Origin of the sequence: Gloeotrichia echinulata CP02 (assembly GCA_038087035.1) — a bacterium.
Taxonomy (GTDB): Bacteria; Cyanobacteriota; Cyanobacteriia; order Cyanobacteriales; family Nostocaceae; genus Gloeotrichia; species Gloeotrichia echinulata.
Window position 1 is genome coordinate 4870435 of record CP051187.1, and the last position, 26996, is coordinate 4897430.

Sequence of the window (26996 nt, forward strand, 5' to 3'; positions counted from 1 at the left end):
GATATATCCATATTACCACGATATACCATTTTTGATAAAGCACTAAAATAAAATAATTGGGGATTCGTCATACATCTGGAATTTGTTTTTGCTTGGCAAAAAATCAATTCCAGATGCAATCCTTATCCCCCGCTCCCTATCCCCACCCTATGAGTACATTGAGGGTGGGGACTTCCGCGACACGTTAAAGGACTTAACCAATGGGATATGTAATTGCTACTGCAAATATGAAAGGTGGTGTCGGTAAAACGACCCTCACGGTCAACCTAGCCACTTGTTTAGCGAAAAATCATGGTAAACGGGTGTTGGTTCTGGACTTAGATAGCCAAATTAGCGCTACACTCAGTCTCATGTCGCCTTTGGAATTTGCTAAACGCCGCAAACAAAGAAAGACATTTAGATATCTCATCGACCAAATTATCAATCCAGCGGAAACGGGAAAAACTCCGATTCAAGAAATCATTCAAGGACAAGTTTGTAATCTCCCTGGATTAAATTTATTACCAGGAGATATCGATTTGTATGATGAATTTGTAGTTTCAGAAATGCTCCATCGCGAAGCAGTCGCTTTGGGTGAAACTGACTTTGAAACTGTTTGGAATCGCTTTGAACTAGTCTTGATAAATAACATCTTAAAACCAGTGCGTCAGGAATATGATTTTATCCTCTTAGATTGCGCCCCTGGTTATAACCTCATGACTCGTAGCGCTTTAGCAGCCAGTGATTTTTACATTCTTCCTGCTAAACCAGAGCCGTTATCGATAGTGGGAATTCAACTTTTAGAAAGACGCATCTCTCAATTAAAAGACAGTCATGAACAGGAAGCGAAAATCGACATCAAAATGCTGGGTATTGTCTTTAGTATGTCCAATACCAATTTATTAACTGGTAGATATTACAAACAAGTAATGCATCGCGTGGTTGAAGATTTTGGTGTGGAAAAAATCTGTAAAAATCAAATACCCGTTGATGTCAATGTTGCAAAGGCTGTTGATAGTTTTATGCCGGTTGTCTTACTCAGTCCGCAATCAGCCGGTTCTAAAGCATTCTTTCAGTTAACGCAAGAATTGTTAGAAAAGCTGTAGGGTACTGCACTTCTCTACGAGACGCTACGCGAACGGCTCCGCTCAGTGACCAGGGACTGGGGACTGGGGATTGCACTTTTCTACGTTTGTTGGTATCCGAGTCGATATATCACGCCGTGTAGGGGCACGGCAATGCCGTGCCCCTACGGGTGTACCTCACTGGCACATACCACTTGATTAAATCGTCGGTTTTCTGTATTATAGGTAAATAACTAATCTCAAAACTAGGAAAAGATTTTCGCGCAGAGCGCGAAAGGGTTACGAAGGGTAAAGAGAAGAAGGGCAAAGTGCTAAAGGGCACAAATGTAAAGCGCTACAAAGTCCTGCCCGGAAACACCACCACCCGAAACCCCAGGTCGCTCAACCTGTGGTCGCACGCGAGATAGAAGCGGCGCGCTGATCGGCAAAACCAGGGAAAGTCGTACCATGAACCACCACGCAGCAGCCTATTTTGATTATCATTATCAACTAACCAAGCACTGCCGTCCGCTGGTGCATTATTATAATTTTCGTGCCACTCATCCTGACACCATTCCCATATATTACCATGCATATCAAATAAAGCAAAGGGGTTTGCAGGAAATTTTCCCACATCGGTTGTTTGCTCGCGATATTCACCCTTTGGTGCAGAACCATAAGTGTAATTTCCGTTGTAATTTGCTAAATCCGTGGTAATCGTTTCACCAAAATAAAACGGTGTGGTTGTTCCCCCACGACAAGCATATTCCCATTCGGCTGGTTCTTGCGTACTTAGCGTGCTTAATTATTAGTTAAAGTCTATAAATTTGCTTTAAAAGTAAGACTTACAGGCGTTCATAATTTAATTTTCAGCAATATGACCAAAAATACAGGAAATAATGGCTATTACCGTATCTCAGTAAGGGTTTCAAGCTGATTATTTAATAAATTTAGCACGCTAAGTACGGAAGAGCCCGAATTTTTCAGCACTGTGACATCTTCAGCAGCAAAACCCCCCATGTCTGGATTTACCAAAACTCGCCGCATCGCCTCAACATCCTTGACAGCGCTGGGTAGGGGTGTTAATCCTGGCTCATATTCGCTAATCCCTATCAGCAGTGCTATCTTCGCCATCTTTGCTATTTTGTCTGTTTTTCGCGTTTTTCAGAAATTTCTCAGTTTCTTGGGTGATAAATATAAAATCTTCTTTATTATTAGCTTTAAGCTCGAATTTTTCACCGTAGGCTTCTATTTTCATTTCAAAGGTTTTGTTAGAAAACCGAGATAGAAACTCAAATACAGGTTTGATTAAGGCTGGATTAACTATGGCTTTGAATGTCCCCAAGGAAAAGCCGCCCAAAGCTTTTGTATTCTGGGGTGCATTTTCCACCGCAACTAAATCTGCATCTTCTACGCCATCTACTTCTTTTAGCTGGGGGAGCAAGTTTTGCACTTGTGCTTGCAAGTCTTCATCATCCAAGCCCGGTTCAGTCAGGGAAATGGTTAGCTGGAGGTTAGATTTCGTGACCATATAAATCGTTTAAATATAATTAAAGTCGTTTTAAGCGATTATATCCTTTTTTTGAGGATTTGATTCAATACACCCAGTCCGAGTTGGATGCAAAATACAATTATAGCGATTCTCGGTTGAGTCCAATACACTCTTCGGGGCACGGCATTGCTGTGCTACTACACGCGATGATATAGTTTTGTATTCCATCCAACTGAGAACCGCTATAAAGCTTTTTTCACAGGTCAAGTTGTCTTTGGAGGTCTAATGATCGCTGTTCTTCAATCTCATGTTCGAGAGTTTGCAGAACTATACTTTCTTCAGCACTAGCAATACCAGCGAATTGCATAAAATCTATAGGTATTTTATGTAGTGCTTGATCGCGCTGGGCTATTTGCTGCAAAATAAGTTGAGCGATGGCATTCTGTTCAGCATCAGGTAGCTGTGAGACGACGGCAAATGCTTCTTGTAAGAGATTAGTCATAGATTTTCACTATAGCACTTCCTATTCAGATGAGGTACAAAATTGTATCACGCGATGTAGGGGCACGGCACTGCCGTGCCCTTACCGATGTACCTCACTAGGGCGAGAAACGCTATAACGTAAGTTCCTAGTTATATGAAGTAGGTGCGTCAGAAACCGAAAATTAATTATCTTCGTGGAAAATTAACCTGTCTGACGCACCCTACAGACTACGAAGTTTTAAAACTCTCCCGCTAAGGCTCCAACGCACCTTTCACACAATAGGGGATGCTCTGCTGATTCTCCCACATGGACAGAATAATTCCAACAGCGATCGCACTTCTGTCCTTCTGCGTTCACTACCCCAATTGTCCAGTCTTCTGTCTGCGCTGTATATTTCAATCCTTGCAATTTCTCCGTTGAATCTAATAATTCCACCTGAGAAGTCAGCAATAAATAGCGCAGTTCATCAATACCGTTACCTTTAACTGGGTTAAAGGCTTTGATAGCATCGCCTAACTGTTTGTGGGGTATATGAATCAAAGCTTTCGCTTCTAGAGAAGAACCAATCAATTTTTCTATCCTGGCTTGTTCCAACACCTTGTTCACATCAGTGCCCAGTTGTCGCAGTGCTTCCCAAAATTCTCCTAAGTCGGGATTCTCCCATTCTTCCTCTACTTGCACCCATCCGGCTTCAAATACCGATTTGTATGGTGTTTTGTAGGGGAGAAATTGCCAAATGTCTTCTGCAGTATGACATAACACGGGGGCGATCGCTCGTGCTAAGTTCTCTAAAGCGATTTTCAGCACTGTTTGACAACTGCGACGACGGAAAGCATCCACTGCACTGATGTACAATCTATCTTTGGCGACATCCAAATAAAAGTTGGATAAATCCACAACACAGAAATTCTGCACTGTTTGGAAGAACCGGAAGAATTGGAAATTGTCAAAAGCTTCTGTTACCTCCTTAAACACCTCGGTCATGCGATGCAACATATAGCGGTCGAGTTCAGGTAATTCCTCGAAGGGGACGGTATCCTTTTCTGGGTCGAAGTCATGCAAACTACCCAACAAGAACCGCGCTGTATTGCGAATCTTACCCCTGACATCGTTTAGCTGCTTGATGATATTACCACCCAAGCGCACATCAGCAGTATAATCTACCGACGACACCCACAACCGCAATACATCTGCACCGTAGGCGGGTTCTTTTTTCTGGTCTTTACCACCCAAAATCATCACCTGGGGGTCAACCACATTCCCCACAGATTTACTCATTTTCCGTCCTTGTTCATCCAGAACAAAGCCGTGAGTCAACACAGTTTTGTAAGGTGCAAAGCCATTCACAGCTACACTGGTGAGCAAACTCGACTGGAACCAGCCGCGATGTTGGTCAGAACCTTCCAGATACATATCTACAGGATAGCCTAACTCTGGACGTTGCTGGGCGACCGATGCCCAAGAAGAACCAGAATCAAACCACACATCCATTGTATCTGTACCTCGGCGGTAAGATCTGCCATTATTGCGGTATGGTTCTGGTAATAACTCCTCTACCGACAGATCCCACCAAGCATCAGAACCTTTTGCGGCAATAATGGCTTGGACGTGGTTGATGGTTTCCGCATTCAGGAGTATTTCCCCAGTTTCTTCATCGTAGAACACGGGAATGGGTACACCCCAACTCCGCTGACGGGAGATACACCAATCAGAACGTTCAGCCACCATTGGCGTGATGCGATTTTCGCCTTGGGCTGGAATCCATTTTACCACAGCGATCGCCTTTAATGCTGCTTCGCGAAATCCTTCCACAGATGCAAACCATTGTTCTGTAGCGCGGAAAATCGTCGGCTTTTTCGTCCGCCAATCGTAAGGATATTTATGGGCGTAGGCTTCCTCCTTCAACAGCGAACCCGCAGCGGTCAAAGCATCAATTACCGCCTGATTTCCATCACCCAGAACATTCAACCCCGCAAACTGTCCCGCTTCCTGGGTGAAATCACCATTATCATCTACCGGCGCCAGGATAGGTAAACCATAACGTTGACCGACAATGTAGTCTTCTTGACCATGACCAGGGGCAGTGTGTACCAACCCCGTCCCCGACTCAGTGGTAATATAATCGCCACCTACAACCACCGGACTCTCTCTGTCGAATAGGGGATGGCGGTAAGTTGTATGTTCTAAATCTTTCCCTTTGAATGTGGCTTTTACCGTTAAATCAGATGCGATCGTTGCTGAAAGACGTTCCACCAAATCAGCCGCGACGATGAGATATTTAAATCCTCTCTGCGCCTCTGCGTCTCTGCGTGAAACTTCCACAACAGCATAATTCAAATCACCATTCACCGCTACAGCCAAATTACCGGGAATTGTCCAGGGTGTAGTTGTCCAGATAGCGACACCCAAATCAGGGAGATATTCGCCCAAAGTTGGTTTTAAAGCCTCAGACAAACTCGTGACGGGGAATGCAGCGTAGATACTGCGGGAAGTGTGACCTTCGGGATATTCTAACTCAGCTTCAGCCAAAGCCGTTTTTGAGCTTGGACTCCAGTGAACCGGCTTTAACCCGCGATAGATGTAACCTTTGAGGAACATCTCGCCGAAAACGCCAATTTGCGCCGCTTCATATTCTGGCTGCAATGTCAAGTAAGGATGTGTAAAATCACCCCAAACACCGTAGCGTTGAAAGCTTTGGCTTTGTTCTTTGACTGTTTCTTGGGCGAATTGTTTGGCTTTTTGGCGTAATTGCAGAGGTGTCAAATTTTGCCGTTCTGCTGACTTCATATTCTGCAGAACTTTCAACTCAATCGGCAATCCGTGACAATCCCACCCAGGAACGTAGCGAACTTTACGCCCTTGCAGCAATTGGTAGCGGTTAATAATATCTTTGAGAATTTTATTTAAGGCATGACCAATATGGAGTGAGCCGTTAGCGTAGGGAGGCCCATCGTGCAGTATAAATAATTCACCTGGGTTGTTTTGGGACAGGCGATCGAAAATTTGATTTTCTGACCAAAATTTTTGGATTTCCGGCTCACGCTTGATGGCGTTCGCCCGCATATCAAAGTTAGTCTTGGGTAGGTTTACTGTATCTTTGTAGCTTCCTGATTCTGTCACAGTCTCATGCCTAGGATTATGTGTGCAGGTTTTATTAATTATAGAAGATGGCATGAGGAGCAAAATTAACGATTTTCCCCACCTTGACAGGGTGAGGCGGGTATCTGAGTGCTATTGACAAAAGGTTCTCTAAATGAGAACATGTATAAAGTCAACATTTGTATTCTTAGATGAAAAATAAAATATGCACCTAATCAGCATTCGTAATTTACGTGCTGATGCTGATAAATACCCAGATGCAGTGGAATCGGTTAACTCTTGGTATCGAGTCATAAAATCTGCATCATGGGAGAATTTTAATGAACTGAGACAATTGTACCCCACAGCAGATGCAGTAGGCAATTTTATTGTATTCAACATCAAAGGTAATTCTTACCGTTTAATTGTTAGTATTGATTATGCCATCCAAACAATCTACTACAAATATTTTTTAACACATGCTGAGTATGATAAAGAAAAATGGAAAAATGACCCTTTATTTTAACAGGAGTTAACCATGACTATCTCCTTAGATAAAAACACTTACAGTCAACTGTTAGTAGAGTATCAACCCAAAGTTATCACAACCGAAGAAGAATATGATCACGCTTTAGAAACTGTTGAAAAATTAATGGCTGATCAACAACGTACACCAGAACAAACAGCTATTTTGCAATTATTAGTTACTATTATTGAAGACTTTGAAAATAAACACTATCCTATTGAACCATCATCTCCCCATGCAATGCTAGACCATTTAATGGATGCTAGGGCAATTAAACAATCTGATTTAGTAGGAATTATTGGTTCTAAAGGTGTGGTTTCTGAGGTTGTGAATAGAAAACGAGCAATTAGTAAAGCTCAAGCAAAAGCACTCGGAGAATTTTTTCATGTTTCTCCTGCATTGTTTATCTAGCTTAATAGTTAGGGCACTGGAGACAAGATTAAAATCAGGCTTTAATCTGATGTTAGACAGTGCCCACGCTACATACCTATTTTAACTCGCCGTTTATTTCCTTTTGCTGCTGTAACCAGGTTGCTAAATCAGCCAATGCTGAGAAATCTAACAATGCATCTCCCAAGGCTTCCAATTTTGTCAGCGATAATTTTTTAATTTGCTCAATTAACGATAACTCAATCTCACCAAACCGCCGATTAAGCAACCGCAAAATTAACCTTTGCTCTCCTTGTTCTCGACCTTGTTCTAGTCCTCGCTCTAGTCCTCGCTCTAGTCCTCGTTCAAGTCCTCGTTCAAGTCCTCGTTCAAGTCCTTCCTGAATAGCTTTTTCCCTATCTTGTTGATAAAGCGGTGCTAATCTCATAATTAACTCCCTATCCTCTGGTTCTGAATTTTGATTGATTCTCAAGTTCTGCTGTAGGTTGTAAAGCAATTCTAACATCACTCTCTGAAATGGGTGATTTGCTGGGAGTGTGATTAATTCATCAATTGCTTGTTTCTGGACTTTTTCACGTCCCAGGACTCTTAACCATAAAGTTTCTGGTGTGCGGGGTAATTGATGAATCACCACAATCGCCGTTCGCAAATACTCACCCAAAAAATATATTCCTGGCAACCATTCTGGCTTTTCTGTAGCTTTAAATCCCGCGAGTATTTGTGTTGATGCAGTGGGTGTGAGTATCCATAGATGGGGATTTTTGATTTCTGAATTTGGCGTTTTATTCCGATTAGCTTCTCGTTGTAATGCGCCTCTCAGTTCCAGCAATTTTAATAGACAATCACAAATCTCTTCTTTGGTTGCTGGATTGCGAAATGGTTCAAAAATGGCGGGTGTTGCTGCTAATTTACCTAATAATCCTAAGATTTCTAAATTAGCTATTTGCGAGGGAAAGGGAGAAAATAAAACATCAATTTCTCGCACTTCTCCCGCAATGCGGCTGGGTGCTTGAACTTCTCCATAATTTTTTAGTAGTTCTTCTAGATAGTCTTTGGCGAATTTGTCATGGATAAATCTAGTCATGCAGAGAAAAGGGAATGGGGAATGGCTGACCGGTTTACAAGGGTGAGTTATGGCGCAGATTTTGGACATCTGTTAATATCAGTAAATCACGGCGCCTCATCCACCTACAACTAATTCTACATATTTGTGGTGATCAAATGAGCGAAGAACAACGCCGCAACATTGTTCTAAATTCTCTAGAGTTCGATTCAAAGAACAAACATCGAGATAAATTTTGTAACTTTTACTCATGTTATATTTGTGAAACCCAACATTACAGCAATTTTCGAGTGAATGAGGTAAGCGGGTAGGGGCACAGCATTGCTGTGCCCTTACAGCGATTTTCAGATAAATGAACCACATTTTTATATCTCACGCAAAGGCGCAAAGGCGCAAAGGAAGAAAGAAATACAGATATCGAGGTGTGGTCTAAATACCTGAAAACTGCTGTAAGATGATCTTTACTCCACTCAATTGCAACCCGCTGTATCTTAGATTAACGCTGGGTTTCACTCAATTCAATTAGCCTGATTATTTGGCAACTTTTGCTCTGGCGCGGCTTCTGGAGGAGGCGCTAATACTGCATCTGGCGCAACTTCCGCCACAGGTATTGGTGGTTTCTCCTCAGTTTCCGGTTGCGCTGCTTCCACCAATTCGACAGATGGGGGATTTGGTGGAATTACTTCCGGTACTGTGTCGGTTTTGGATTCTACCTCAACAGGCGCAACTGCTTCCTGCGCTGGTTGTTCTAGTATTACAGTAGGAGATTCAGTAGTAACTGTTTCCTCTGCTGCTTCTTCTACTACTGGTGTAGGAGATTCAGTAACAACTATTTCCTCGGCTGCTTTTTCTGTCACAGGAGTTCTCTTATCGATAATCTCAACAGCAGGTTTCGCGGCTGGGGTTGGGGGTGCTTTTTTGGTTGTAGTTTGTTGCACTCGGTTTTTCGCACCGCTGAAGACACCAGTAATACCCTGTTGCAACTGGGCTAGCCGTTGTTGAACAGACAACTTAGTTACCTGCTGCTGAATCGATGTTTTCACTGTTTCCGAACTGGGTACTGGTGTTTGTTCTGTCTGTGGCGTCAGCTGGCGCCGTAACGAAAGAGTTTGCCAACCAAACCACCACAAAAGGGCGACACTAGCCACATGACCCAGCAAAAGGCCACCAGTAATGCGTGGTGAAAATACCCATAATATCAAGGCGTAAAAAAGCCCTACACCACTCAAGATAAAGTCATTCTTGCGGTGGATTTCCGGGAAAAAGAAAGCCACTAGGTAGATAGCTAAACTACCAATACCTACTGCGAAAGCTAGGATATATGCCAGCATTATTTGGTACTCCTTTAACTAGGGATTGGGGATTAGGGATTGGGAATTAGGGATTAGGTATTAGGGATTAGGTATTAGGTATTAGAAAGAAAAACTCATTTGGTAAACTAAATTTTTTCCCAATCCCCAGTCCCCAATCACCAATCACCAATCCCCAATCCCCCATCCCTCAACTATCTATTTTGCAAATTTTGGAACTCAATTGTCGATTCTGATACAAATTAAAACTAATTTTCTGTGTTAGTTGTAGTTTTTTCCTGATCCTGTAAACTCTTAATGTCTTCTTTAGAAGTGAACCGAAATTCTCGGATTACCCTAAAAGATAAAAGGATCTGCAAGAGTTAGCCAAAACATAGTTTATGACACTACAAAGCTTTGGTGTGATTGGTTTAGCCGTTATGGGCGAGAATATCGCTCTGAACGTCGAGCGTAATGGTTTCCCAATTGCAGTTTACAACCGCTCCAGAGAAAAAACCGATGCCTTCATGGCGCAGCGTGCCCCCGGACGTAATGTCAAAGCTGCCTTTACCTTGGAAGAATTTGTCGCTTCACTAGAACGTCCCCGCAAAATTTTAGTGATGGTGCAAGCTGGTAAGCCAGTGGATGCAGTTATTGCCCAGCTAAAACCTTTGCTGGATGAAGGCGATATCATTATCGACGGCGGTAACTCTTGGTTTGAAGATACAGAACGACGCACTCAGGAATTAGAACCCTCTGGACTTCGCTATATTGGTATGGGTGTCAGTGGCGGTGAAGAAGGCGCCCTCAATGGACCCTCACTGATGCCTGGTGGTACACAAAGCTCCTACGAGTATCTATCGCCAATTTTCAACAAAATTGCTGCCCAAGTCGATGATGGTCCTTGTGTAACCTATATTGGACCCGGTGGTTCTGGTCACTACGTCAAAATGGTACACAACGGTATTGAGTATGGCGATATGCAGCTGATTGCAGAAGCCTACGATTTGCTGAAAAATGCCGCTGGTCTTGACCATAATCAGCTACATGAGGTGTTTACTGAATGGAACACCACCGACGAACTCAATTCATTTTTGATTGAGATTACAGCTAATATTTTCCCCTACATTGACCCGGAAACAAATCTTCCCTTGGTTGATTTGATTGTTGATGCAGCCGGTCAAAAGGGAACTGGACGCTGGACAGTGCAAACTGCGTTGGAATTAGGAGTTTCTATTCCCACAATTACAGCAGCAGTCAATGCTCGGATTATCTCTTCTATTAGAGATGAGCGGATTGCAGCATCTAAGCAACTCACAGGACCCAGCGGCAAGTATGATGGGTCAGTGAAGGATTTTGTTGACAAAGTACGTGATGCACTTTACTGTTCCAAAATCTGTTCTTACGCTCAAGGGATGGCGCTGTTATCTACAGCTTCCAAGACCTATAATTGGAATTTAACTTTGGGTGAATTGGCGCGGATTTGGAAAGGTGGTTGTATTATTCGCGCTGGTTTCTTGAATAAGATTAAGAAAGCTTTTGACGAAAATGCAGAATTGCCTAACTTGCTATTAGCTCCCGAATTTAAGCAAACAATTCTCGACAGACAAGCAGCTTGGCGCGAAGTAATCATCACTGCAGCCAAACTGGGAATTCCAGTACCAGCTTTTAGTGCTTCTTTGGATTATTTCGATAGCTATCGCACCGCTCGTTTACCTCAAAACCTAACTCAAGCACAACGCGACTACTTCGGCGCACATACCTACTTGCGTACCGACAAGCCTGGTAGCTTCCACACCGAATGGGTTCCCATCACTGAATCTAAAAAATAAACTTTCACGCCTCTACATGATTGGCCTCTTGCGAATGCTTTGAGTGTTTTAGGCTGAATATTTGAGAGTGACTCTGAATTTCAGGGTCACTTTCTTATTTGTCATTTGTCATTTGTCATTTGTCATTTGTTATTTGTCATTTGTCATTTGTCATTTGTCATTTGTCATTTGTCATTTGTCATTGGTTATTTGTATTTAACTCCCAACTCCTAACTCCTAACTCCCAACTCCTAACTCCTAACTCCTAACTCCTAACTCCTAACTCCCAACTCCTAACTCCTAACTCCTAACTCCCCAATCCCCAATCCCCATCATGGGTTATTATTCTCCAGATATTTAGCTTTTAATTCTTCTAATTCGGTATCGATTTGGGTTTTGCTAGTAGGCTGAGATTTTGGTATTGGTAATGGAGTTGGCGGTGCAGTGGGTATATTATTTTGGTGTTTATTACCACCCAAAAATTGCGTTTTCATTTCCTCTAATTCTCTATCAATTTGGCTAGCAGATTTTGGACTAGCTGCAGGTGTAGAAATAGGCGGTGATTGGGGAATAGACTTTGTTGGTGTAGCTGGTGTGGAAGCTAATGGTAAATTTTGATTGAAGTCTTTGAGAACTTCATCGACTGTTTGATAACGCCGCATGGGGATAGTTTCTAACATTTTGTTGAGAATGCGGCTCAATTGATTACTCACAGGAGTTTTGACATATTGTTGCCACAGCCAAGTATCATTATTAATATCATAAGAATCAAAGGGCGATCGCTCGGTTAATAACCGAATACAAGTTGCACCCAAACTATATATATCACTGGCAAAAAGCGCCCGTCCTCTCATTTGTTCTGGGGCTACATATTCGGGACTACCAATACTTGTACCCGTTTGATTCACAGCATTACTATTGAAGGCTTTTGCAGCGCCAAAATCTACTAATACGAGTTTTCTATCACTACTACGCAAAATAATATTTTCTGGCTTAATATCCCGGTGAATAACTTGTTTCGCGTGACAAAATTGCAGTATGATTAACAAATCAGTTAATAACTGCCGAATTTGCATTTCGTTAAAAGCGCCCTTTTGGGATAATTCCTGGGCTAAGTTGTACCCATCAATAAATTCTTGTACCAGATACTGTCTATCATCTTGGGTGAAATATGCCAATAATTCAGGAATTTGGGGATGTTGTCCCAATTCATCCAATTGTACCGCTTCTTGATTAAATAACTCCGCCGCCTTTTGCACAGTATCCGTACCTTGGGCTTGGGGGTAAAATTGCTTAATCACACAGCGCGGTTTTGAGGGTTTATCCTCATCCACAGCCAAAAAGGTTCGGCCAAAACCACCTTGTCCTATCGCTTTGATAGCGCGGTAGCGTTCTTTAAGCAGTAACTTGGAACCACAACTGTGGCAAAATTTGACATTATCGGGATTTTCAGGCTTAGAACAGCGGGGATTAAGACAGTAGCTCATTGTCAGGGTGGCGCATCAAATCGCTCTTATATGTCTTTATTGTGCCTTGTACTAGCCAGAAGAGTCTTTAGATTCGCCAATTATCCAACTTCAGCCTGTAACCCAGTCCTTGAATCCGCTCATAGTGCCCTAAATTACCAGTGACTAAAATCAAATCATGTTGGATCGCAATAGCCGCAATGATAGAATCAGCAAGTCCTATCGGTTGCCCTGTGCGTTCTAGATCTGCATAAATGCGTCCTGCTAACTCAGCATCACTGAGTTGCAGTGTTAACACTTCAGCCTCAATAATTTCAGCAAAAAACTGCTGAATCTTATCTTCCCGTTGGCGCTTGTGCCAGCCTTTGACAATCTCTAAGACTGTAATGGTGCAGATAGTATAGTAACCAAAGTTACCATGATAGCTAAAAGCCTTCGCGGCAACACGCTGATTGATGCCTTTGAGAAGCTCAGAAAAAATATCGGTGTCAAGTAATACTTTGTCCAAATCGTTGATTTAATGGGTGTGCTGCGCGATCCTTCATTACCTCTTCTAGCATCTCATCTACTGACTCAGGATCATCAGCAAATAGTCCTAACAAGTGGTCTTTTGGTGGTTCTGTTGTAGCTAGTTGAGCAATTGCGTATGCAATCAAGTCTGACAAGTCGCAGTGGCGCGACTTAGCCAAAGCGAGTGCTTTCTCTAGGGTTTTCTCGTCGAGTTGCAGTTCTATTTTTTCCACGCCGCCTCTTGTGAAAGCATCTGTGCTAAAGCAATTCTAGCATTCTGTCGCTACTTTATTGCTGGTGTCATTATATGCTTGTTTGATTTCAATTCCCTTAAAAGGGAACAGAGAAATCACCCCAACCTCTCAAATTGACTCCGCATTAACTTTTGCACACTCACCAACGCCCGATTTAACTCATAATTCCGCCTGTGGGGATTCTGTAAATACGTCTGTTGTTCTTCTTCAATCATCTGCACATCTTGCACCACCAAACCATCAAGTAACTTTTGCGCTGCACCAAATAAACTATCTTTCACAAATCGCCGAAACCAGACAGGTAATTTGTGCAATCGCCAAAAGGCATTTAATGAAGTAAAATGTATCAAGTAAGCTTTAGTTTCTGTCTCACTCACCGGACATATTAAACAATAAATCTTAAAATCATTCCCCAATCTTGAAGCCCAATGGGGATAAACATAACTCACATCCAAAGGTTCAGGATGTAACCGCCGCAATGCTGGCAAAAACAACTGGGAAATTGACCAAATTTTATCTATTTTATAATAACTTTGGGCAGTATAATGGGCATCAACTCGGTTATCATTTTCGTCAATATCTTCTAGTGATGCTTCTGCCCAAGCTTGTAAATCTTGATGTAAATGACCGTGATACATATCCATCAGATTTTCAATTAAATAGGAATAATGGGCGTTACAGTTAATCACAGAAACTGTGGCAATATAATTCAAATGTTCCCATTCTGGTAAACCCATAGGTTCTACAGATGGTTCCCCATTTCCAGGAAATAGCCAAATAAAACCGTCTTGTTCTTTGACTGGGTAACGATGAATTTTACAAGTTGGTAATTTCTGATTTTCTTCTAAGTAAGGAACTGCTGCACATTCACCCGCTAAATTGAAGCGCCAACCGTGATAAGCACATTCCAATTCATTACCAATTACTCGTCCGTGACTAAGTTTAACTTGGCGATGGGGACAACGGTCTTCTAAGGCGTGAATTTTTCCTGTACTATCACGATAGAGTGCCATCGCCTGCTGCCAAAGTCTCACACTCACGGGTTTATTTGTTACCTCACTACTACGCGCAACCACATACCAGTGATTTGGGTTAATACCCAAGGAACGTACATCCTGATTTTGCACAGTTTGGGAAAGAGAAGACATAGGTATGCTTATCCTGATTCGGCGTTTGTAGTTTAACAACAGTCAAGAGTCAAAAGTCAAGAGTAGGAGATGCACAAGTTGGCTAAACTACAACCCTAGTATGTGAGAACCAGCCGCAGCACCTAACCAAGTTGCAATTTTAACAATAATCGGTTTGGCTGTTGTCCAGATTTTGTGACTTGATTCTACAGTTTTACTCGTTTTTTCAAGAGTTTCTGCAACGCTTCCCAAACGGTCTAATGCTCGGTTTTTATTTGGTTCCTCTTTATCGGTAGCTTTCTTTGCCGAATTCAAATCATCAACTATTTCTTCTTTAGTTTCTGCTGGCAATTCTGCGGTTTTAACCAAAACTTCAAGTTCTGCTAATAACTTGATAACATCCTTTTTAGTTAGCGGTGTTTTAGCATTTTCCCCCACTTGGTTCTGTTGCGTAACTTGATTACCATCACCAAGCTGTGTTTGGTTATTATCGCCTTGAACTGCGCGGTTGTTGTCACCTTGGACGTTGTTAACGTCGCCACCTAGAGAACCACCTACAGAGAATCCACCTGGGTTGTTAGTCATATTTATATCTCCATTGTTAGGCTGTGACATACTATTATTTCCAATTGTAATTATATTCTGAATAATATGATTTCCAGGATTTGCAAGTTGTGGCTCTTGCGTGTGTAGCGTGCTTAATTATTAATGAAAGTCGATTAAATTGCTTTAATAACAAGGCTTACAGGCGTTTATAATTTGATTTTTAGTAACAGTAGCTCAAATACAAAAAATAATGGCTTTTATCGGAGCCACACAAGGGTTTCAAACTTATTTTTTAACAAATTCAGCACGCTAAGTACGGAAGAGCCGATTACTGCGGTATCTGTTGGAATTAAATTGTTCTAGCACCTTTGAAGCCCGTTTCGGTATTATTGACAACCAAGTGGTTGTCATCTCAACACGCACCCTGGCGGAGTTGTCACCAGGTGAAGTCTCCCGACTGATTACCATCGTGGCAACAATCGCCGATGATAATGATGAAGCCTTACAATCTGAATTTGGTCTAGCTTAACTTATCGGTTCGCCCTAGATAGGAGTTAGGAGTTAGAAGTTAGGAGTTAGGAGTTAGGAGTTAAGAAAAAATTGTTAAGGTTCAGCTTCCGAACACCAAGGTTCAGCTTCCGAACACCAAGGTTCAGCTTCCGAACACCAAGGTTCACCTTGCGAACACCAAGGTTCAGCTTCCGAACACCAAGGTTCAGCTTCCGAACACCAAGGTTCAGCTTCCGAACACCAAGGTTCAGCTTCCGAACACCAACGTTCAGCTTCCGAACACCAAAGTTCAGCTTCCGATCACCAACATTCAGCTTCCAACTCCTAACTTTCAACTCTTGAACACTAAAATTTGGCGACTAATTCCCTTGCTTGAAGCTACGGGGACTGTACAAATGGCGATTGATAGCTGGTTGCTAGAACAGCACCAGTGCGGAAAGCATCCCCCAACATTGCGGTTTTATACTTGGTCACCAGCTGCGATTTCCTTGGGCTATCATCAACGACAATACCCTCAATCTTGGCAAAATCTGACTTGGGGAGGTAAAAAATTAGATTTAGTGCGGCGTCCCAGTGGTGGTAGAGCGGTGTTACACCAAGGTGATTTAACTTATGCTGTGGTGACATCTACACTAACTGGTAATCGCCTTGAGGCTTACCAAAAAATTTGTGAATTTTTGATTCAAGGATGGCGATCGCTTGGGGTGGAATTGCAATATGGTACAGCAGGGCGGGGCTACATTCACAACCCTAACTGTTTTGGTACTGCGACTGGTGCAGATTTAGTTTTAACCGATGGTGGTAAACTCATTGGTAGTGCCCAAATGCGACGAGGTGGGGCGATTTTGCAACATGGTTCTATCCGTTTGCAACCCGATGCTAAATTATTTGCTGAGGTATTTGGTGCAGAATCTTTTACATCTGTGCAACTACCCCAAAGCTTAAGTATTGAAAAGATTATCGCCGCCTTGATTGCTGCAGCTACTGATTGTTTTAAGATCCAGGTAGAACTACAACCCCTTACTGAGAATGAGTGGGACGAAATTTTATCGCGTTGCTGAATTACAGCCATTTTCAGGTAAGGGACTTCCAAATAAAAAAATATACAATCTGCAGGGTGCGTCAGAGCGAAAAACTTTTGACATAGCTAGAAATTATTTGTACTGACGCACCCTACTGTGGATCATTTAATTTCTGGAAGTCCCTAAATAGACCACAGGGTAGGGGCGCAAGGCCTTGCGCCCCTACGAAGATCTGTGGGTGGTCGCCGAGATACCTGCAAAGTATATCAGTACATGGCTAAAACCTTGATTTTTCGTTACGAAATTGGTATTAACGTAGCCCAACAAATTCATATTTTCACTCAGCAACGCCAAAAATCTTAACCTAACTAATAGTTGACTTTGCAATTACCCCCAACTCCAACCCTGATGGATAGTTACCATCTTCCTTGATTTGCTGAATTTCCGCATCGCTAATCCGCAAATTTAACTTTTGCGCCAAGGTTTTCACAATGTCTCCCCGGTCAATCACACCAGCTACAGCACCAGCGGGAGAAAGCACGGTGATCCGCTGTAACTGTTCATTTTCTAGCTTGTTAATTACCTCAGCTAAAGAAGTTGACTCAGCAACAGTAGGTATTTCTGTCAAGGGATGGACAATGCTTTGTAAGGTTTTGGTTTCCCATTCACTTCTTTCGACTAAACGCCAGTCGTCAATGGAAACCAGACCCCGATAACGTCCATCAGCAGCAGCAAAATAAACCTCTGTAGCGGCGGTGTTTAATAGGTATAAATCAGCAAAAGCACGCAATGTCTGGTTAGCATTGACTACACGAAAATCGCGGGTCATCGCATCAGCAGCTGGTACCTTCAACAAGGTTTCTTGCAATGTCGTCACGTTGTCATAGCTTTTGGCGTTGCGGATACCAAACCAACCCAACAGCACAATCCACAAACCCAAAGCCAATTCCCTGGTCAAGAAATCGATAGCAAATCCCAAGGCGATCGCAGTGTAACCTAAAATTTGTCCCGCCTTTGCTGCCCAGTGTACAGCTCGAAAGCGGTTTCCTGTTACTTGCCATAATACTGCTTTTAATACCTGTCCCCCATCCAAAGGTAAGCCGGGAATTAGGTTAAATAGACCTAAAACTAAGTTGATTCTCGCCAAATCTCCAACCATTTCACTGATATGGCTGGTTTGAGGTAGTATATTACTTAGCAGTCGCAACAGGACAAACAAGGTGATACTCACCAACGGACCTGCGATCGCCACCTGAAACGCTTTTCCTGGAGTTTTCGATTCTTCTTCTATAGCAGCAATGCCGCCAAATAAAAACAGGGTAATCGAATTAACTTTAATCCCTTGCGATCGCGCTACCAAACTATGACCCAATTCGTGTAATAATACTGACGCAAATAGCAACAGTGCCATCACCATCCCCGCAATCGGGGCGATCGCATTTCCCCATTCTTGGTAAGATACCCCAAAGTTCAGGGTTGCTAACCCTAAAATTACAAACCACAAAGGATCTAAAAACAGAGGAATTCCAAATAAAGACCCAATTTTCCAATTTGTTTGCATTACATTTTCCTAAAACTACATATTTCCTACCGTTAATTATCTAAACATTATTAATTACTCCTTTATACATATTTTCTGCCTTAATCAAAGGACTTATACTAATTTGTCATAATATACTTTCCCTGCTTGCGGCGGATCAAATATAGTGTATCTTCATAGAAAACCGATATTATTCCTATAGCCATCCCAATTAGATAGATTGAGATAGATTGTGAAAAATACCAGTGATGGGTGTCAACCTGTATGCAGTTTAGCAACTCATAGACAGATTTCTATATGCTGGACTGGTTCAGACGCTCTAACCTCTAGGATAGACAATTAACGCTACTTAATCACGCTGATCAAATAAAAATAATATTCCTCTCCAGAAAGTTATATTTGCTTATGGTATGTAATAAAATATAACTTGATGCAAAGCCTATCCAATCTTCTCGCCAAGTCTTGACCAAGAGTCATATCATGTCCGCGAGCTTACCCATAATACCCGCAATGTAGAGACGTTACATGTAACGTCTCTACAGACTATTTTATTACGGTCATATAACCGGACATGATATCAATAGTCAGACGGTTGTTTTGATTTTTTGCAGCTGTCTAATGACCAATAACCAATCACGACCCTCTCCTCTCCCAGACGCTACGCGAAAGCTAGCGCCCTTTATTGGCGCCAATCTACTCAAATTAGCAATATTTTGTAAAATACTGATCTCTTCTAAATCGCAAATTATGATAGGGTGAATTTTACAACGTAGCAAGTAGTCTTATATTGCTGAGGGAGACAGTATGCTTTTGCAAGCTTTTTATATGGAAAGCATTGATGAAATAGACACTGTAAATCTTCCCCAAGGTGAAGTCATAGCTCGAAAAATTGCCAAAAATTCCTCATTAATTCCTACATTTATTATATATGCAATATTTTTACCTATATTGATGATTGTATATTATTGTAATCATAAAACTGGAGAGATGATGCATAATTTCATCTTCCATTTTATTCTTAAACCTATTCGATGGACTTTTTATCAAATACTTTATTTTCTTTGTAATAGTGTGAGAAAACTGGCTTAAATTCCAATACCGTTGGGTGACATACCACTCCCAATACGATTTTTTTTTTGAGCCGTGAATAAATTTCCCGATCAAACCACAAACCCATTTTAATTATTTAAAAGACGCCCTAGTAAGCTTTCTAGGGGCGCAAGGCCTTGCGCCCCTACTTTTGCAGGAAAAAGAACCATTATCTGTTATGAGAGTGACATGAAATTTATAGTCTCTCTCATCTTAAATCTACAGACGACCGATGTTAGTCAGACCTAAAACGATACCAATTCCGATAATATGGCCAAAAGCCATAGCACCGACAAATGCAGGAATACTTATAGGGAGAATAGGTAACTTAGGTCCAACTTGGGGATATTGAATCTTCAAAGTTAGCAAAACAGCTATGATGCTACTGACGCTAATCACAATCCCCACTGTTGGAGTCCATATAGGTGTGGTAGGAACAGAGGCTGCTGCTAGTAAGATTGATGAAATCAAGCTTTTGTCTCCTGAATTGAAAAATAAATGTAATCCTACAAAATTATAGAATCTATTAGGAGAAAATTCATTCAAAATTCTTGGCAAAATAGAGATTAATTTTTTTGATTATCTAAATATCTCTAGTAGTCTGTCAATTTTGTTTTGAGGGATTTTTGGTAGTGTGAGCGTCTCGCTCACGCGGGCAAGATGCCCGCACTACAGTCCATCATTTTTATCTTGACAGAGTACTAGTAGTGGACATCAACTCCATTGTACTATAACGGATGAAAAATTAATTCTTCAACTCAAAACTCAGCACTTACCAGTTTTTCAAGCTAGCCATGCGGATTAAAATTTGCGGAATTACTCAACCATCACAGTCTGTAGCGATCGCCTCTCTGGGTGCAACAGCCCTAGGATTTATTTGTGTACCCACATCACCCCGCTATGTGAATCCAGAAAAAATCCGTGCAGCGATCGCACAATTACCGGAAAAAATTGACAAAATTGGCGTATTTGCCAATGCCAGCATTTTAGAAATCAATCAAACAGTGATTGATTCTGGTTTGACTGGTGTGCAGTTACACGGGGATGAATCACCAGAATTTTGCTCCCAACTGCGTCAAGCTCTGCCCAAAATAGAAATTATTAAAGCCTTAAGAATTCGCAGCCTTGAGCATCTTCAGGTGAAAGATAATTATACCAAATATATAGATACTTTGCTCCTAGATGCCTATCATCCCCAGCAGCTAGGTGGTACAGGACTAACCATAGATTGGAGTATACTACAAAACTTTAGCCCAAGTTGTCCTTGGTTTTTAGCTGGAGGGCTGACACCAGATAATGTTGTCGAAGCCATCAATCAAGTTAACCCCAAAGGCATTGATTTATCTAGTGGTGTAGAACGGGCACCTGGCGACAAGGATTTAGACAAGGTGGCAAAGTTATTTGCTGTCCTTCAAAACCTAGACTCCTGGCGAAGTGGGGAGGTGGGGGGACAAGAATTATCACCATTGACCATTGACCCACCACTCACCACTTAAAAGAACCCTACTTGGTGGCGAATTAAGTTAAAGAATTCCTCACGGGTTTTTTGCTCCTCTTGGAACACACCAACCATTGCGCTGGTGACAGTCCAAGAACCGGGTTTTTGCACACCCCGCATTACCATGCACATATGAGTAGCTTCCATAACCACGGCGACACCCTGGGGTTCCAAAATAGTCTTAACTGCTTCAGCAATTTGACGGGTCAACCTTTCTTGTACTTGCAAGCGGCGAGAATACATCTCAACAATCCGAGCCAGTTTACTTAATCCCACAACTTTTTGGTTAGGGATATAAGCAACATGCGCTCTACCCATAAACGGCAACATATGATGTTCGCATAGGCTAAAGAAATTAATATCCCGCACTAACACCATCTCGTTATGTCCTTCATCAAAGATGGCACCATTAACGAGTTCTTCTAGAGATTGATTGTAACCACTGGTAAGAAACCGCATCGCCTCTGCTACACGCTTGGGCGTTTTTAGGAGTCCTTCGCGTTCGGGGTCTTCTCCGACACCTAATATTATTTGCCGTACGGCTTCCGTCATTTGCTCTATGTGTTCTTCTTTAGGCGGATGCAAATCCGGTTCTCGTCCATCATGGGTATTGCGATCAGGTCTGGGATTGATGGTATCTGCCAAATCGGGAATTAGCGGAGATTGAAAGCAATTGGAACCGTTGGAACCAGCGATAGTCATGATGTCAGTCTTCGTTATGCTTGGAATTAGTTAAGAGTTAAGAGTTATGAGTTAAGAGTTAGGAGTTATGAGTTTTCTTCCTCACTTCTGACTTTTAACTTCTCACTCGACTTTTAGAGGACGCCCGCACTGGGCATTAAAGTTAATTCATCAACAACTGCCTGTTTTGGTAACAGCACTGTGTAGAGAATCGACTGAGCCACAATTTCTGGCGTTAACATTTTTGAACGGTCAAAATTCACATGGACTGTTTCTGTATCCCAAAGTTCGGTATTGACAGACCCGGGACAAATAGCAGTGACACGAATACCGTGGGCACGTTCTTCTTGTGCCACGGTTTGAGAAAGAGCAATCAGACCAGCTTTGCTGACGCAGTATGCGCCCCAACCGGCAAAGGTTTGCTTTCCCGCAATAGAAGCAATATTGATAATGGTGCCTATTTGACGATCGCGCATTCCTGGCAAAATTCCCATGATGCACTGAAACACGCTAGTGAGATTTAAGTTAATCACTTGTTGCCAGTCTTCTAAAGGGGTTTCGCTCAAATTACCCGTGTAAGCTATTCCAGCATTATTTACTAGAATGTCTATGTCGCCAAAGTCATCGGCGATCGCTTGTATTTTGTCTTTTACTTCCCAGACACAAGCTAAATCGACAGCATAAGCTTTTGCTTCTACTCCTGTCTCCCTTGCTGTTGCTGCAACTGCCTCCAACTTATCAATAGAACGGCTGACTAAGGCAACATCTATTCCTGCCTTTGCAAACGCCAAAGTAGTTGCTTTCCCAATTCCACTACTAGCCCCAGTAATTAGGGCTTTTTGTCTCTGCTGAAAACTCATAAAACTTCGGGATACATGTGCAAAACCATTTAGCGCTCTTAATTGTCGCAGCACTCAAGCGCAACTACAAACAACCCCTCAAAATTAGTGACATCGAGTAATAGCACCGCTGTGCAGAATTTCTGATTCAAAGTTCAAAAAGCTTGTATTATAAGCTTTTCAATTGTTTTGAATGGTAGGTTTGTTTCCATTGTGCTGTAATAGTCTGACAAGAATGTTAAAAATCTTTAAGCAACCAAACGAATTATAGCACTGCTGGCATATTGATCGATCATGTCCACTCGTTTTAGAGGTTTTAGTGGGCGGCTTCGGTGAAAACACCAATTTTGCGGAATTTTTCATAGCGCAGTTGGCGTCTTTGTGCAGCAGTTAAGCGGTTGAGTATATCCAAATTTTCCAATAGCGCCTGTTTGAGGGTTGTAGCTGCTTGGAGTGGGTTAGAATGAGCGCCGCCGATGGGTTCAGGTAATATCTGGTCAATAATGCCCAAATTTTTGAGGTCATGAGAAATAATTTTCAGAGCCACAGCCGCTTGGGGAGATTTGCTAGCATCTTTCCACAAAATAGCGGCGCAGGCTTCGGGGGTAGCAACGGTATAAACGGCGTGTTCAAACATCATTAGGCGATCGCCGACACCAATACCCAAAGCGCCACCAGAACCACCTTCACCAATTACCGTGCAAAGAATTGGCACATCGAAGCAAAACATTTCTCGCAAATTATAGGCGATCGCTTCCCCTTGACCTTGATGTTCGGCTTCGATACCCGCCCAAGCTCCGGGGGTATCGATAAAAGTGATAATTGGCATGTTAAACTTGTTGGCATGTTCCATCAATCGCAGTGCTTTGCGGTAGCCACCGGGTGAAGCCATACCAAAGTTGCGGGCGACATTATCCTTAGTATCCCGACCTTTTTGATGTCCCAGGATCACCACTGGTTGTCCGCCCAAACGACCGACACCGCCAACCAAAGCCGGATCATCACCACCACAGCGATCGCCATGCAACTCCATCCATTCATCACTAATAGCCTGAATGTAATCGAGCGTACTAGGGCGTCGGGGATGACGAGCAACCTGTAAGCGCTGAGAAGGCGATAGATTACTAAAAATTTCCTCGCGCAGCTGCATAGCGCGTGCTTCTAGTTTACGAATTTCACTAGAAACATCCACACCATTTTCCTCTGCCAGCGCCCGAATCTGATCAATACGCGCCGCGAGTTCTGCTAGCGGCTTTTCAAAATCCAAGAGTAGCGGTTTACGCTCGGTAGTTGTCATAGTTGGGGATTAGGGATTGGGGATTAGGGATTGGGCATGGGGCATGGGGCATTGGGCATTGGAAGGGGATTGGGGATTGGGGATTGGGGATTGGGCATAAGCAAATAATACTACCATGCCCCAATTACCAGTAGCTAAACTAGCAGTGGTCTAAATCCATGCTTAACTGACACCTGACCTATCTGCTCCATTTTGTCTACGGTAATCTGATTGCGCCCCCAAGAAAAGTTCGTATATAACTTCTCAAATTCTAGGAGCATGGATTCGGCAAAACAAGCAAACAACTGACGTGCTGGTACTTCCATATTGACGATTTTCATGATTTTCCAGTCAATATCCAGTGAATGCTCTACTATTCCACCATTTAACACATATACATCAGGATGCTGAATTTTTGTCCCTAAATTTTTAGGATACCCACCATCAATCAACAGACTTGGTTGTTTGAAAACCGTGGGGTCAATTTCCAGTCCTTTAGGCATACTGGCAACCCAAACTACAATATCAGCTAGGGGCAGCGCCTCTTCTAAAGCCATAATTTTACCCCGCCCCAATTCGGCTTGTAACTCTAGCAGCCGTTCTTGGTTCCGGGCTATCAGCAGCAGTTCCTTGACATCTGTTTTTGCATCTAACCAGCGTGTGACTGCACTCCCAATATCCCCAGTTGCGCCACAGATAGCCACCGTCGCACTTTTAAGATCAATTCCCAGTTGTTTCGATGCTTGTTCTACCTGGCGAGAAATAATGTAGGCAGTGTGGGTATTGCCAGTAGTGAAGCGTTCAAACTCTAGTTTAATGTTGCGGACTTGACCAAATTGCTCTAAGTTAAAATTTTCAAAAATAATTGAAGAAAACCCGCCTAAAGCCGTGATATTAATGCCATGTTTTTGAGCATGGGCCATAGCATTGAGAATTTTCCGCGTTGCCGCCTTAATCCGGCGATTTGCTAGCATTTCCGGCAAAAAGCAAGATTCCACATACCGCCCTTCTATGGTCTGCCCTGTCACACTGGTAACAGTAATATTATCAACAATTTGGGGTGGGGCGCTGCACCAAAAATCTAATCCTTGATCAGCATATTCTGGGTAGCCCAATTCTTCAGCTACCGCTTGAGCGTGTTCTAAACTAGTCAAATGTCCAATTAGACCAAACATGTATTGATGTATTAAGTGCGTGCTGCGTCGAATTAGTATAGTTGGGAGTTAGGAGTGAGGACTTAGAAGTATAACTCATAATTCCTCACTCCTAGCTTTTTTAAGCGGCAGTAAGTCCGTAGGCTGACAGGCGCATGATGTCACGAGTGCTGAAGCCAATATTACTTAATGCTTCTCCGTAGCTAATCATGAAATCTTCTACCAAAGCATCTTTTTCCATGCCCAAGATTTTGGCATCGGCTTCCACTTGATTCAGCATTTTCCAAACAATGGGGAGGTTTTCGCGATTTGCCTGTTCTAGTTCCGTTTTAGAATCGGCAAAATTTGCTTCTAACCAGGCTTCTCCAAAATTCAAATGTTTGTATTCATCTTCGACCACACTTTCCGTGATTTTGCGGGCAAAATCATCAGCCACAGGAATGTAAATATTGTATGCTGCTATGGCAAAGCATTCAATAATCAAAGACTGAATCAGCAAGCAGGTGACGACTTTACCTGCTGCTGCTGCTGTTTGGAAGTTTGCATGTAATCCAGCGAAAAATTCCTGGGCAAATTGGAGATCTGGCACTACCTTAAGATTGCGTCCACAAGCTTCAAATCCTTTCTTGTGGCGATTTTCCATCTTCGATAAGATAATTAGATCATCGTGATTGTCCGGCAGCAGTTGGGCTAGTTGGATGTAATTCTCATGGGCTTCTTGTTCTCCTTCAATCACAATCGCATTAATACGGCTGTAGGCGTCTTTGTAGATGTCACTGTGGAAATCAATTTCCGATTGAGTTGCAAGCTGCTGCATTCTATCTTCACCCCTGTAAACTTGAATCATTTGATACCAAAATTAAATTTACCCCATGAATTTAGGGTAACGATCACTGTGATTTAATTTAACTTAACAAGTCACTATGTTATAGATTAGCGGTTGCTGGGGGCGATGCTCTAGTACAAGAAAAACAAATACTAGGAAGCAAAATTCATGTCCAAATCAAATGGGAATCTGAAAGGAGCCAATTTTCTGAGCTTAGGAGTCCTACTACTGGGGGCTGTGATTGTTTTACTACCCCTGTTTGTCGTCTTCCTTACTTCTTTTACTCCAGGAGGAGCAAGTGCAGAAGGTTTAGCCAAAAATAACTGGACTTTCGCTAATTACCGGGATGCATGGGATCGGGGTAAATTTTTGTTGGCGTTTGCTAATTCTACCTTGGTAGCGATCGCCGTGACGGGGTTTCAGATTGCGACTTCGGCATTGGCAGGTTACGCCCTGGCTAGGTTAAAATTTCGGGGTAGGCAAGCCCTACTGCTGATTGTCTTGGCAACTTTAGTGATTCCCTTTTCGTTGTTGGTGATTCCCATCTTTTTGGTATTGAAGTGGGGACACATGATCAATACCTATTGGGCGCTAATTTTACCAACAGCTGTGAATGGCTTTGGGATTTTCCTGTTACGTCAATATTTCCAGACAATTCCCGTGGAGTTGGAAGAAGCAGCAGCGATAGACGGGGCCAACAGGCTGCAAATTTTGTGGCGAGTCATGTTACCTCTAGCCCGTCCCGCTTTAGTGACGCTGTTTTTGTTCACCTTTATCGGCGAATGGAACGATTTGTTTAAGCCCTTAGTCTTTACCACCCGTCCAGAATTAAGAACCGTGCAGCTAGCCTTGGCAGAATTTCAGGAGCAATATACCAATAATTGGCCCTTGATGATGGCTGCAGTGACAATTACGACCGTACCAGTCATGGTGTTATTCCTCATCGGTCAGCGCCAGTTTCTTCGCGGGATTGCGACAACGGGAATGAAGAATTAGATGGTAGGGGCACGGCGTCGATTTGATAATTGTATATACCAAAAGATTGTGGATGCCGTGCCCCATACCCCAATACCCTTGGTGTGAAGACAGATGGTAGGGAACGTCGATTTGATAATTGTATATACCAAAAGATTGTGGATGCCGTGCCCCATGCCCCAATACCCTTGGTGTGAACACAGATGGTAGGGAACGTCGATTTGATAATTGTATATACCAAAAGATTGTGGATGCCGTGCCCCATACCCCAATACCCTTGGTGTGAACACAGATGGTAGGGAACGTCGATTTGATAATTGTATATACCAAAAGATTGTGGATGCCGTGCCCCATGCCCCAATACCCTTGGTGTGAACACAGATGGTAGGGAACGTCGATTTGATAATTGTATATACCAAAAGATTGTGGGTGCCGTGCCCTATGCCCCAATACCCTTGGTGTGAAGACAGATGGTAGGGAACGTCGATTTGATAATTGTATATACCA

The 26996-nt window shown here is 42.6% G+C and carries 25 protein-coding genes and 3 pseudogenes; 9 read left to right on the forward strand and 19 right to left on the reverse strand.

What is annotated here, in order from left to right:
* Positions 1 to 200 precede the first annotated feature (200 nt).
* On the forward strand, positions 201 to 1085 hold the full coding sequence (locus HEQ19_21370) for a ParA family protein (protein ID WYM01672.1): 885 nt from the start codon (positions 201 to 203) through the stop codon (positions 1083 to 1085).
* 313 nt (positions 1086 to 1398) lie between these two features.
* Here HEQ19_21370 and HEQ19_21375 read toward each other — a convergent pair.
* From HEQ19_21375 to ileS, 5 genes and pseudogenes are all read right to left on the reverse strand, one after another.
* Positions 1399 to 1821: pseudogene (locus tag HEQ19_21375) on the reverse strand (formylglycine-generating enzyme family protein).
* 200 nt (positions 1822 to 2021) lie between these two features.
* Positions 2022 to 2177 (reverse strand): annotated as a pseudogene (locus tag HEQ19_21380) (caspase family protein).
* Complete coding sequence (locus HEQ19_21385; GenBank protein WYM01674.1) at positions 2146 to 2574, reverse strand: sugar ABC transporter permease; 429 nt, start codon at positions 2572 to 2574, stop codon at positions 2146 to 2148. Before HEQ19_21385 ends, HEQ19_21380 begins: the two are co-directional and overlap by 32 nt.
* Positions 2575 to 2791: 217 nt before the next feature.
* On the reverse strand, positions 2792 to 3037 hold the full coding sequence (locus HEQ19_21390; protein ID WYM01675.1) for a hypothetical protein: 246 nt from the start codon (positions 3035 to 3037) through the stop codon (positions 2792 to 2794).
* 219 nt (positions 3038 to 3256) lie between these two features.
* The gene (gene ileS / locus HEQ19_21395) at positions 3257 to 6139 is read right to left on the reverse strand and encodes an isoleucine--tRNA ligase (protein ID WYM01676.1); all 2883 of its coding nucleotides are present in this window, start codon (positions 6137 to 6139) and stop codon (positions 3257 to 3259) included.
* Positions 6140 to 6323: 184 nt separating this feature from the next.
* Between ileS and HEQ19_21400 the strand changes: the two genes are divergently transcribed.
* Entirely contained in the window at positions 6324 to 6623 is a 300-nt protein-coding gene (locus HEQ19_21400) for a type II toxin-antitoxin system HigB family toxin (protein WYM01677.1), read from the forward strand.
* Positions 6624 to 6635: 12 nt separating this feature from the next.
* Entirely contained in the window at positions 6636 to 7034 is a 399-nt protein-coding gene (locus tag HEQ19_21405) for a transcriptional regulator (GenBank protein WYM01678.1), read from the forward strand.
* Positions 7035 to 7110: 76 nt separating this feature from the next.
* Here HEQ19_21405 and HEQ19_21410 read toward each other — a convergent pair whose 3' ends face one another.
* Positions 7111 to 8097, reverse strand: a complete 987-nt coding sequence (locus HEQ19_21410) for a DUF4351 domain-containing protein (GenBank protein ID WYM01679.1) — start codon at positions 8095 to 8097, stop codon at positions 7111 to 7113.
* 497 nt (positions 8098 to 8594) lie between these two features.
* Positions 8595 to 9407, reverse strand: a complete 813-nt coding sequence (locus HEQ19_21420) for a Ycf66 family protein (GenBank protein WYM01680.1) — start codon at positions 9405 to 9407, stop codon at positions 8595 to 8597.
* A 359-nt stretch (positions 9408 to 9766) separates the two neighbouring features.
* Here HEQ19_21420 and gndA point away from each other — a divergent pair, with 359 nt between their 5' ends.
* Both gndA and HEQ19_21430 read left to right on the forward strand, forming a co-directional pair.
* Positions 9767 to 11197 (forward strand): NADP-dependent phosphogluconate dehydrogenase, encoded by a 1431-nt coding sequence (gene gndA, locus HEQ19_21425; protein ID WYM01681.1) that lies wholly within the window; start codon positions 9767 to 9769, stop codon positions 11195 to 11197.
* A gap of 98 nt (positions 11198 to 11295) precedes the next feature.
* Positions 11296 to 11445 (forward strand): hypothetical protein, encoded by a 150-nt coding sequence (locus tag HEQ19_21430; GenBank protein ID WYM01682.1) that lies wholly within the window; start codon positions 11296 to 11298, stop codon positions 11443 to 11445.
* Positions 11446 to 11508: 63 nt separating this feature from the next.
* Here HEQ19_21430 and HEQ19_21435 read toward each other — a convergent pair whose 3' ends face one another.
* The 5 genes from HEQ19_21435 to HEQ19_21455 form a co-directional block, all read right to left on the reverse strand.
* Complete coding sequence (locus HEQ19_21435; GenBank protein WYM01683.1) at positions 11509 to 12663, reverse strand: serine/threonine-protein kinase; 1155 nt, start codon at positions 12661 to 12663, stop codon at positions 11509 to 11511.
* Between the two features lie 67 nt (positions 12664 to 12730).
* The gene (locus tag HEQ19_21440) at positions 12731 to 13150 is read right to left on the reverse strand and encodes a PIN domain-containing protein (GenBank protein WYM01684.1); all 420 of its coding nucleotides are present in this window, start codon (positions 13148 to 13150) and stop codon (positions 12731 to 12733) included.
* Positions 13131 to 13385 (reverse strand): hypothetical protein, encoded by a 255-nt coding sequence (locus HEQ19_21445; protein WYM01685.1) that lies wholly within the window; start codon positions 13383 to 13385, stop codon positions 13131 to 13133. Before HEQ19_21445 ends, HEQ19_21440 begins: the two co-directional genes overlap by 20 nt.
* 116 nt (positions 13386 to 13501) lie before the next feature.
* Positions 13502 to 14554, reverse strand: a complete 1053-nt coding sequence (locus tag HEQ19_21450) for an aromatic ring-hydroxylating dioxygenase subunit alpha (GenBank protein ID WYM01686.1) — start codon at positions 14552 to 14554, stop codon at positions 13502 to 13504.
* Positions 14555 to 14641: 87 nt separating this feature from the next.
* Positions 14642 to 15118, reverse strand: a complete 477-nt coding sequence (locus tag HEQ19_21455) for a hypothetical protein (GenBank protein ID WZI66978.1) — start codon at positions 15116 to 15118, stop codon at positions 14642 to 14644.
* A gap of 286 nt (positions 15119 to 15404) precedes the next feature.
* Between HEQ19_21455 and HEQ19_21460 the strand changes: the two are divergent.
* Positions 15405 to 15608: pseudogene (locus HEQ19_21460) on the forward strand (YbjN domain-containing protein).
* Between the two features lie 376 nt (positions 15609 to 15984).
* Positions 15985 to 16650 (forward strand): biotin/lipoate A/B protein ligase family protein, encoded by a 666-nt coding sequence (locus HEQ19_21465; GenBank protein ID WYM03539.1) that lies wholly within the window; start codon positions 15985 to 15987, stop codon positions 16648 to 16650.
* 325 nt (positions 16651 to 16975) lie between these two features.
* Here the strand turns inward: HEQ19_21465 and HEQ19_21470 are convergent, their stop codons facing one another.
* Both HEQ19_21470 and psaK read right to left on the reverse strand, forming a co-directional pair.
* The gene (locus tag HEQ19_21470) at positions 16976 to 18172 is read right to left on the reverse strand and encodes a site-2 protease family protein (protein WYM01687.1); all 1197 of its coding nucleotides are present in this window, start codon (positions 18170 to 18172) and stop codon (positions 16976 to 16978) included.
* A gap of 1287 nt (positions 18173 to 19459) precedes the next feature.
* On the reverse strand, positions 19460 to 19711 hold the full coding sequence (psaK, locus tag HEQ19_21475; protein ID WYM01688.1) for a photosystem I reaction center subunit PsaK: 252 nt from the start codon (positions 19709 to 19711) through the stop codon (positions 19460 to 19462).
* A 323-nt stretch (positions 19712 to 20034) separates the two neighbouring features.
* Here psaK and HEQ19_21480 point away from each other — a divergent pair, with 323 nt between their 5' ends.
* Positions 20035 to 20736, forward strand: coding sequence for a phosphoribosylanthranilate isomerase (locus tag HEQ19_21480; protein ID WYM01689.1), 702 nt, complete (start codon positions 20035 to 20037; stop codon positions 20734 to 20736).
* On the opposite strand, the gene folE is transcribed toward HEQ19_21480, so the two are convergent.
* The 5 genes from folE to HEQ19_21505 all read right to left on the reverse strand — a co-directional run bounded on the left by folE (position 20733) and on the right by HEQ19_21505 (position 25505).
* On the reverse strand, positions 20733 to 21440 hold the full coding sequence (gene folE / locus HEQ19_21485; protein ID WYM01690.1) for a GTP cyclohydrolase I FolE: 708 nt from the start codon (positions 21438 to 21440) through the stop codon (positions 20733 to 20735). The two genes, HEQ19_21480 and folE, sit on opposite strands and share 4 nt — an antisense overlap.
* 113 nt (positions 21441 to 21553) lie before the next feature.
* The gene (locus tag HEQ19_21490; protein WYM01691.1) at positions 21554 to 22279 is read right to left on the reverse strand and encodes an SDR family oxidoreductase; all 726 of its coding nucleotides are present in this window, start codon (positions 22277 to 22279) and stop codon (positions 21554 to 21556) included.
* 295 nt (positions 22280 to 22574) lie between these two features.
* Positions 22575 to 23555 carry an acetyl-CoA carboxylase carboxyltransferase subunit alpha gene (locus tag HEQ19_21495; protein WYM01692.1) on the reverse strand — a complete coding sequence of 327 codons (981 nt, stop codon included), beginning with the start codon at positions 23553 to 23555 and terminating at the stop codon, positions 22575 to 22577.
* Positions 23556 to 23689: 134 nt separating this feature from the next.
* Positions 23690 to 24709 (reverse strand): long-chain acyl-[acyl-carrier-protein] reductase, encoded by a 1020-nt coding sequence (locus HEQ19_21500; GenBank protein WYM01693.1) that lies wholly within the window; start codon positions 24707 to 24709, stop codon positions 23690 to 23692.
* A 100-nt stretch (positions 24710 to 24809) separates the two neighbouring features.
* Complete coding sequence (locus HEQ19_21505) at positions 24810 to 25505, reverse strand: aldehyde oxygenase (deformylating) (GenBank protein WYM01694.1); 696 nt, start codon at positions 25503 to 25505, stop codon at positions 24810 to 24812.
* 177 nt (positions 25506 to 25682) lie between these two features.
* Here HEQ19_21505 and HEQ19_21510 point away from each other — a divergent pair, with 177 nt between their 5' ends.
* Positions 25683 to 26510 (forward strand): carbohydrate ABC transporter permease, encoded by an 828-nt coding sequence (locus tag HEQ19_21510; protein WYM01695.1) that lies wholly within the window; start codon positions 25683 to 25685, stop codon positions 26508 to 26510.
* Positions 26511 to 26996: the final 486 nt, after the last annotated feature.

Coding starts and splice junctions, on each gene's coding strand:
- HEQ19_21370 (WYM01672.1), top strand. CDS start 201: ATGGGATATGTAATTGCTACTGCAAATATGAAAGGTGGTGTCGGTAAA.
- HEQ19_21385 (WYM01674.1), bottom strand. CDS start 2,574: ATGGTCACGAAATCTAACCTCCAGCTAACCATTTCCCTGACTGAACCG.
- HEQ19_21390 (WYM01675.1), bottom strand. CDS start 3,037: ATGACTAATCTCTTACAAGAAGCATTTGCCGTCGTCTCACAGCTACCT.
- HEQ19_21400 (WYM01677.1), top strand. CDS start 6,324: ATGCACCTAATCAGCATTCGTAATTTACGTGCTGATGCTGATAAATAC.
- HEQ19_21405 (WYM01678.1), top strand. CDS start 6,636: ATGACTATCTCCTTAGATAAAAACACTTACAGTCAACTGTTAGTAGAG.
- HEQ19_21410 (WYM01679.1), bottom strand. CDS start 8,097: ATGACTAGATTTATCCATGACAAATTCGCCAAAGACTATCTAGAAGAA.
- HEQ19_21420 (WYM01680.1), bottom strand. CDS start 9,407: ATGCTGGCATATATCCTAGCTTTCGCAGTAGGTATTGGTAGTTTAGCT.
- gndA (WYM01681.1), top strand. CDS start 9,767: ATGACACTACAAAGCTTTGGTGTGATTGGTTTAGCCGTTATGGGCGAG.
- HEQ19_21435 (WYM01683.1), bottom strand. CDS start 12,663: ATGAGCTACTGTCTTAATCCCCGCTGTTCTAAGCCTGAAAATCCCGAT.
- HEQ19_21450 (WYM01686.1), bottom strand. CDS start 14,554: ATGTCTTCTCTTTCCCAAACTGTGCAAAATCAGGATGTACGTTCCTTG.
- HEQ19_21455 (WZI66978.1), bottom strand. CDS start 15,118: ATGACTAACAACCCAGGTGGATTCTCTGTAGGTGGTTCTCTAGGTGGC.
- HEQ19_21465 (WYM03539.1), top strand. CDS start 15,985: ATGGCGATTGATAGCTGGTTGCTAGAACAGCACCAGTGCGGAAAGCAT.
- HEQ19_21470 (WYM01687.1), bottom strand. CDS start 18,172: ATGCAAACAAATTGGAAAATTGGGTCTTTATTTGGAATTCCTCTGTTT.
- HEQ19_21480 (WYM01689.1), top strand. CDS start 20,035: ATGCGGATTAAAATTTGCGGAATTACTCAACCATCACAGTCTGTAGCG.
- folE (WYM01690.1), bottom strand. CDS start 21,440: ATGACTATCGCTGGTTCCAACGGTTCCAATTGCTTTCAATCTCCGCTA.
- HEQ19_21490 (WYM01691.1), bottom strand. CDS start 22,279: ATGAGTTTTCAGCAGAGACAAAAAGCCCTAATTACTGGGGCTAGTAGT.
- HEQ19_21495 (WYM01692.1), bottom strand. CDS start 23,555: ATGACAACTACCGAGCGTAAACCGCTACTCTTGGATTTTGAAAAGCCG.
- HEQ19_21500 (WYM01693.1), bottom strand. CDS start 24,709: ATGTTTGGTCTAATTGGACATTTGACTAGTTTAGAACACGCTCAAGCG.
- HEQ19_21505 (WYM01694.1), bottom strand. CDS start 25,505: ATGCAGCAGCTTGCAACTCAATCGGAAATTGATTTCCACAGTGACATC.
- HEQ19_21510 (WYM01695.1), top strand. CDS start 25,683: ATGTCCAAATCAAATGGGAATCTGAAAGGAGCCAATTTTCTGAGCTTA.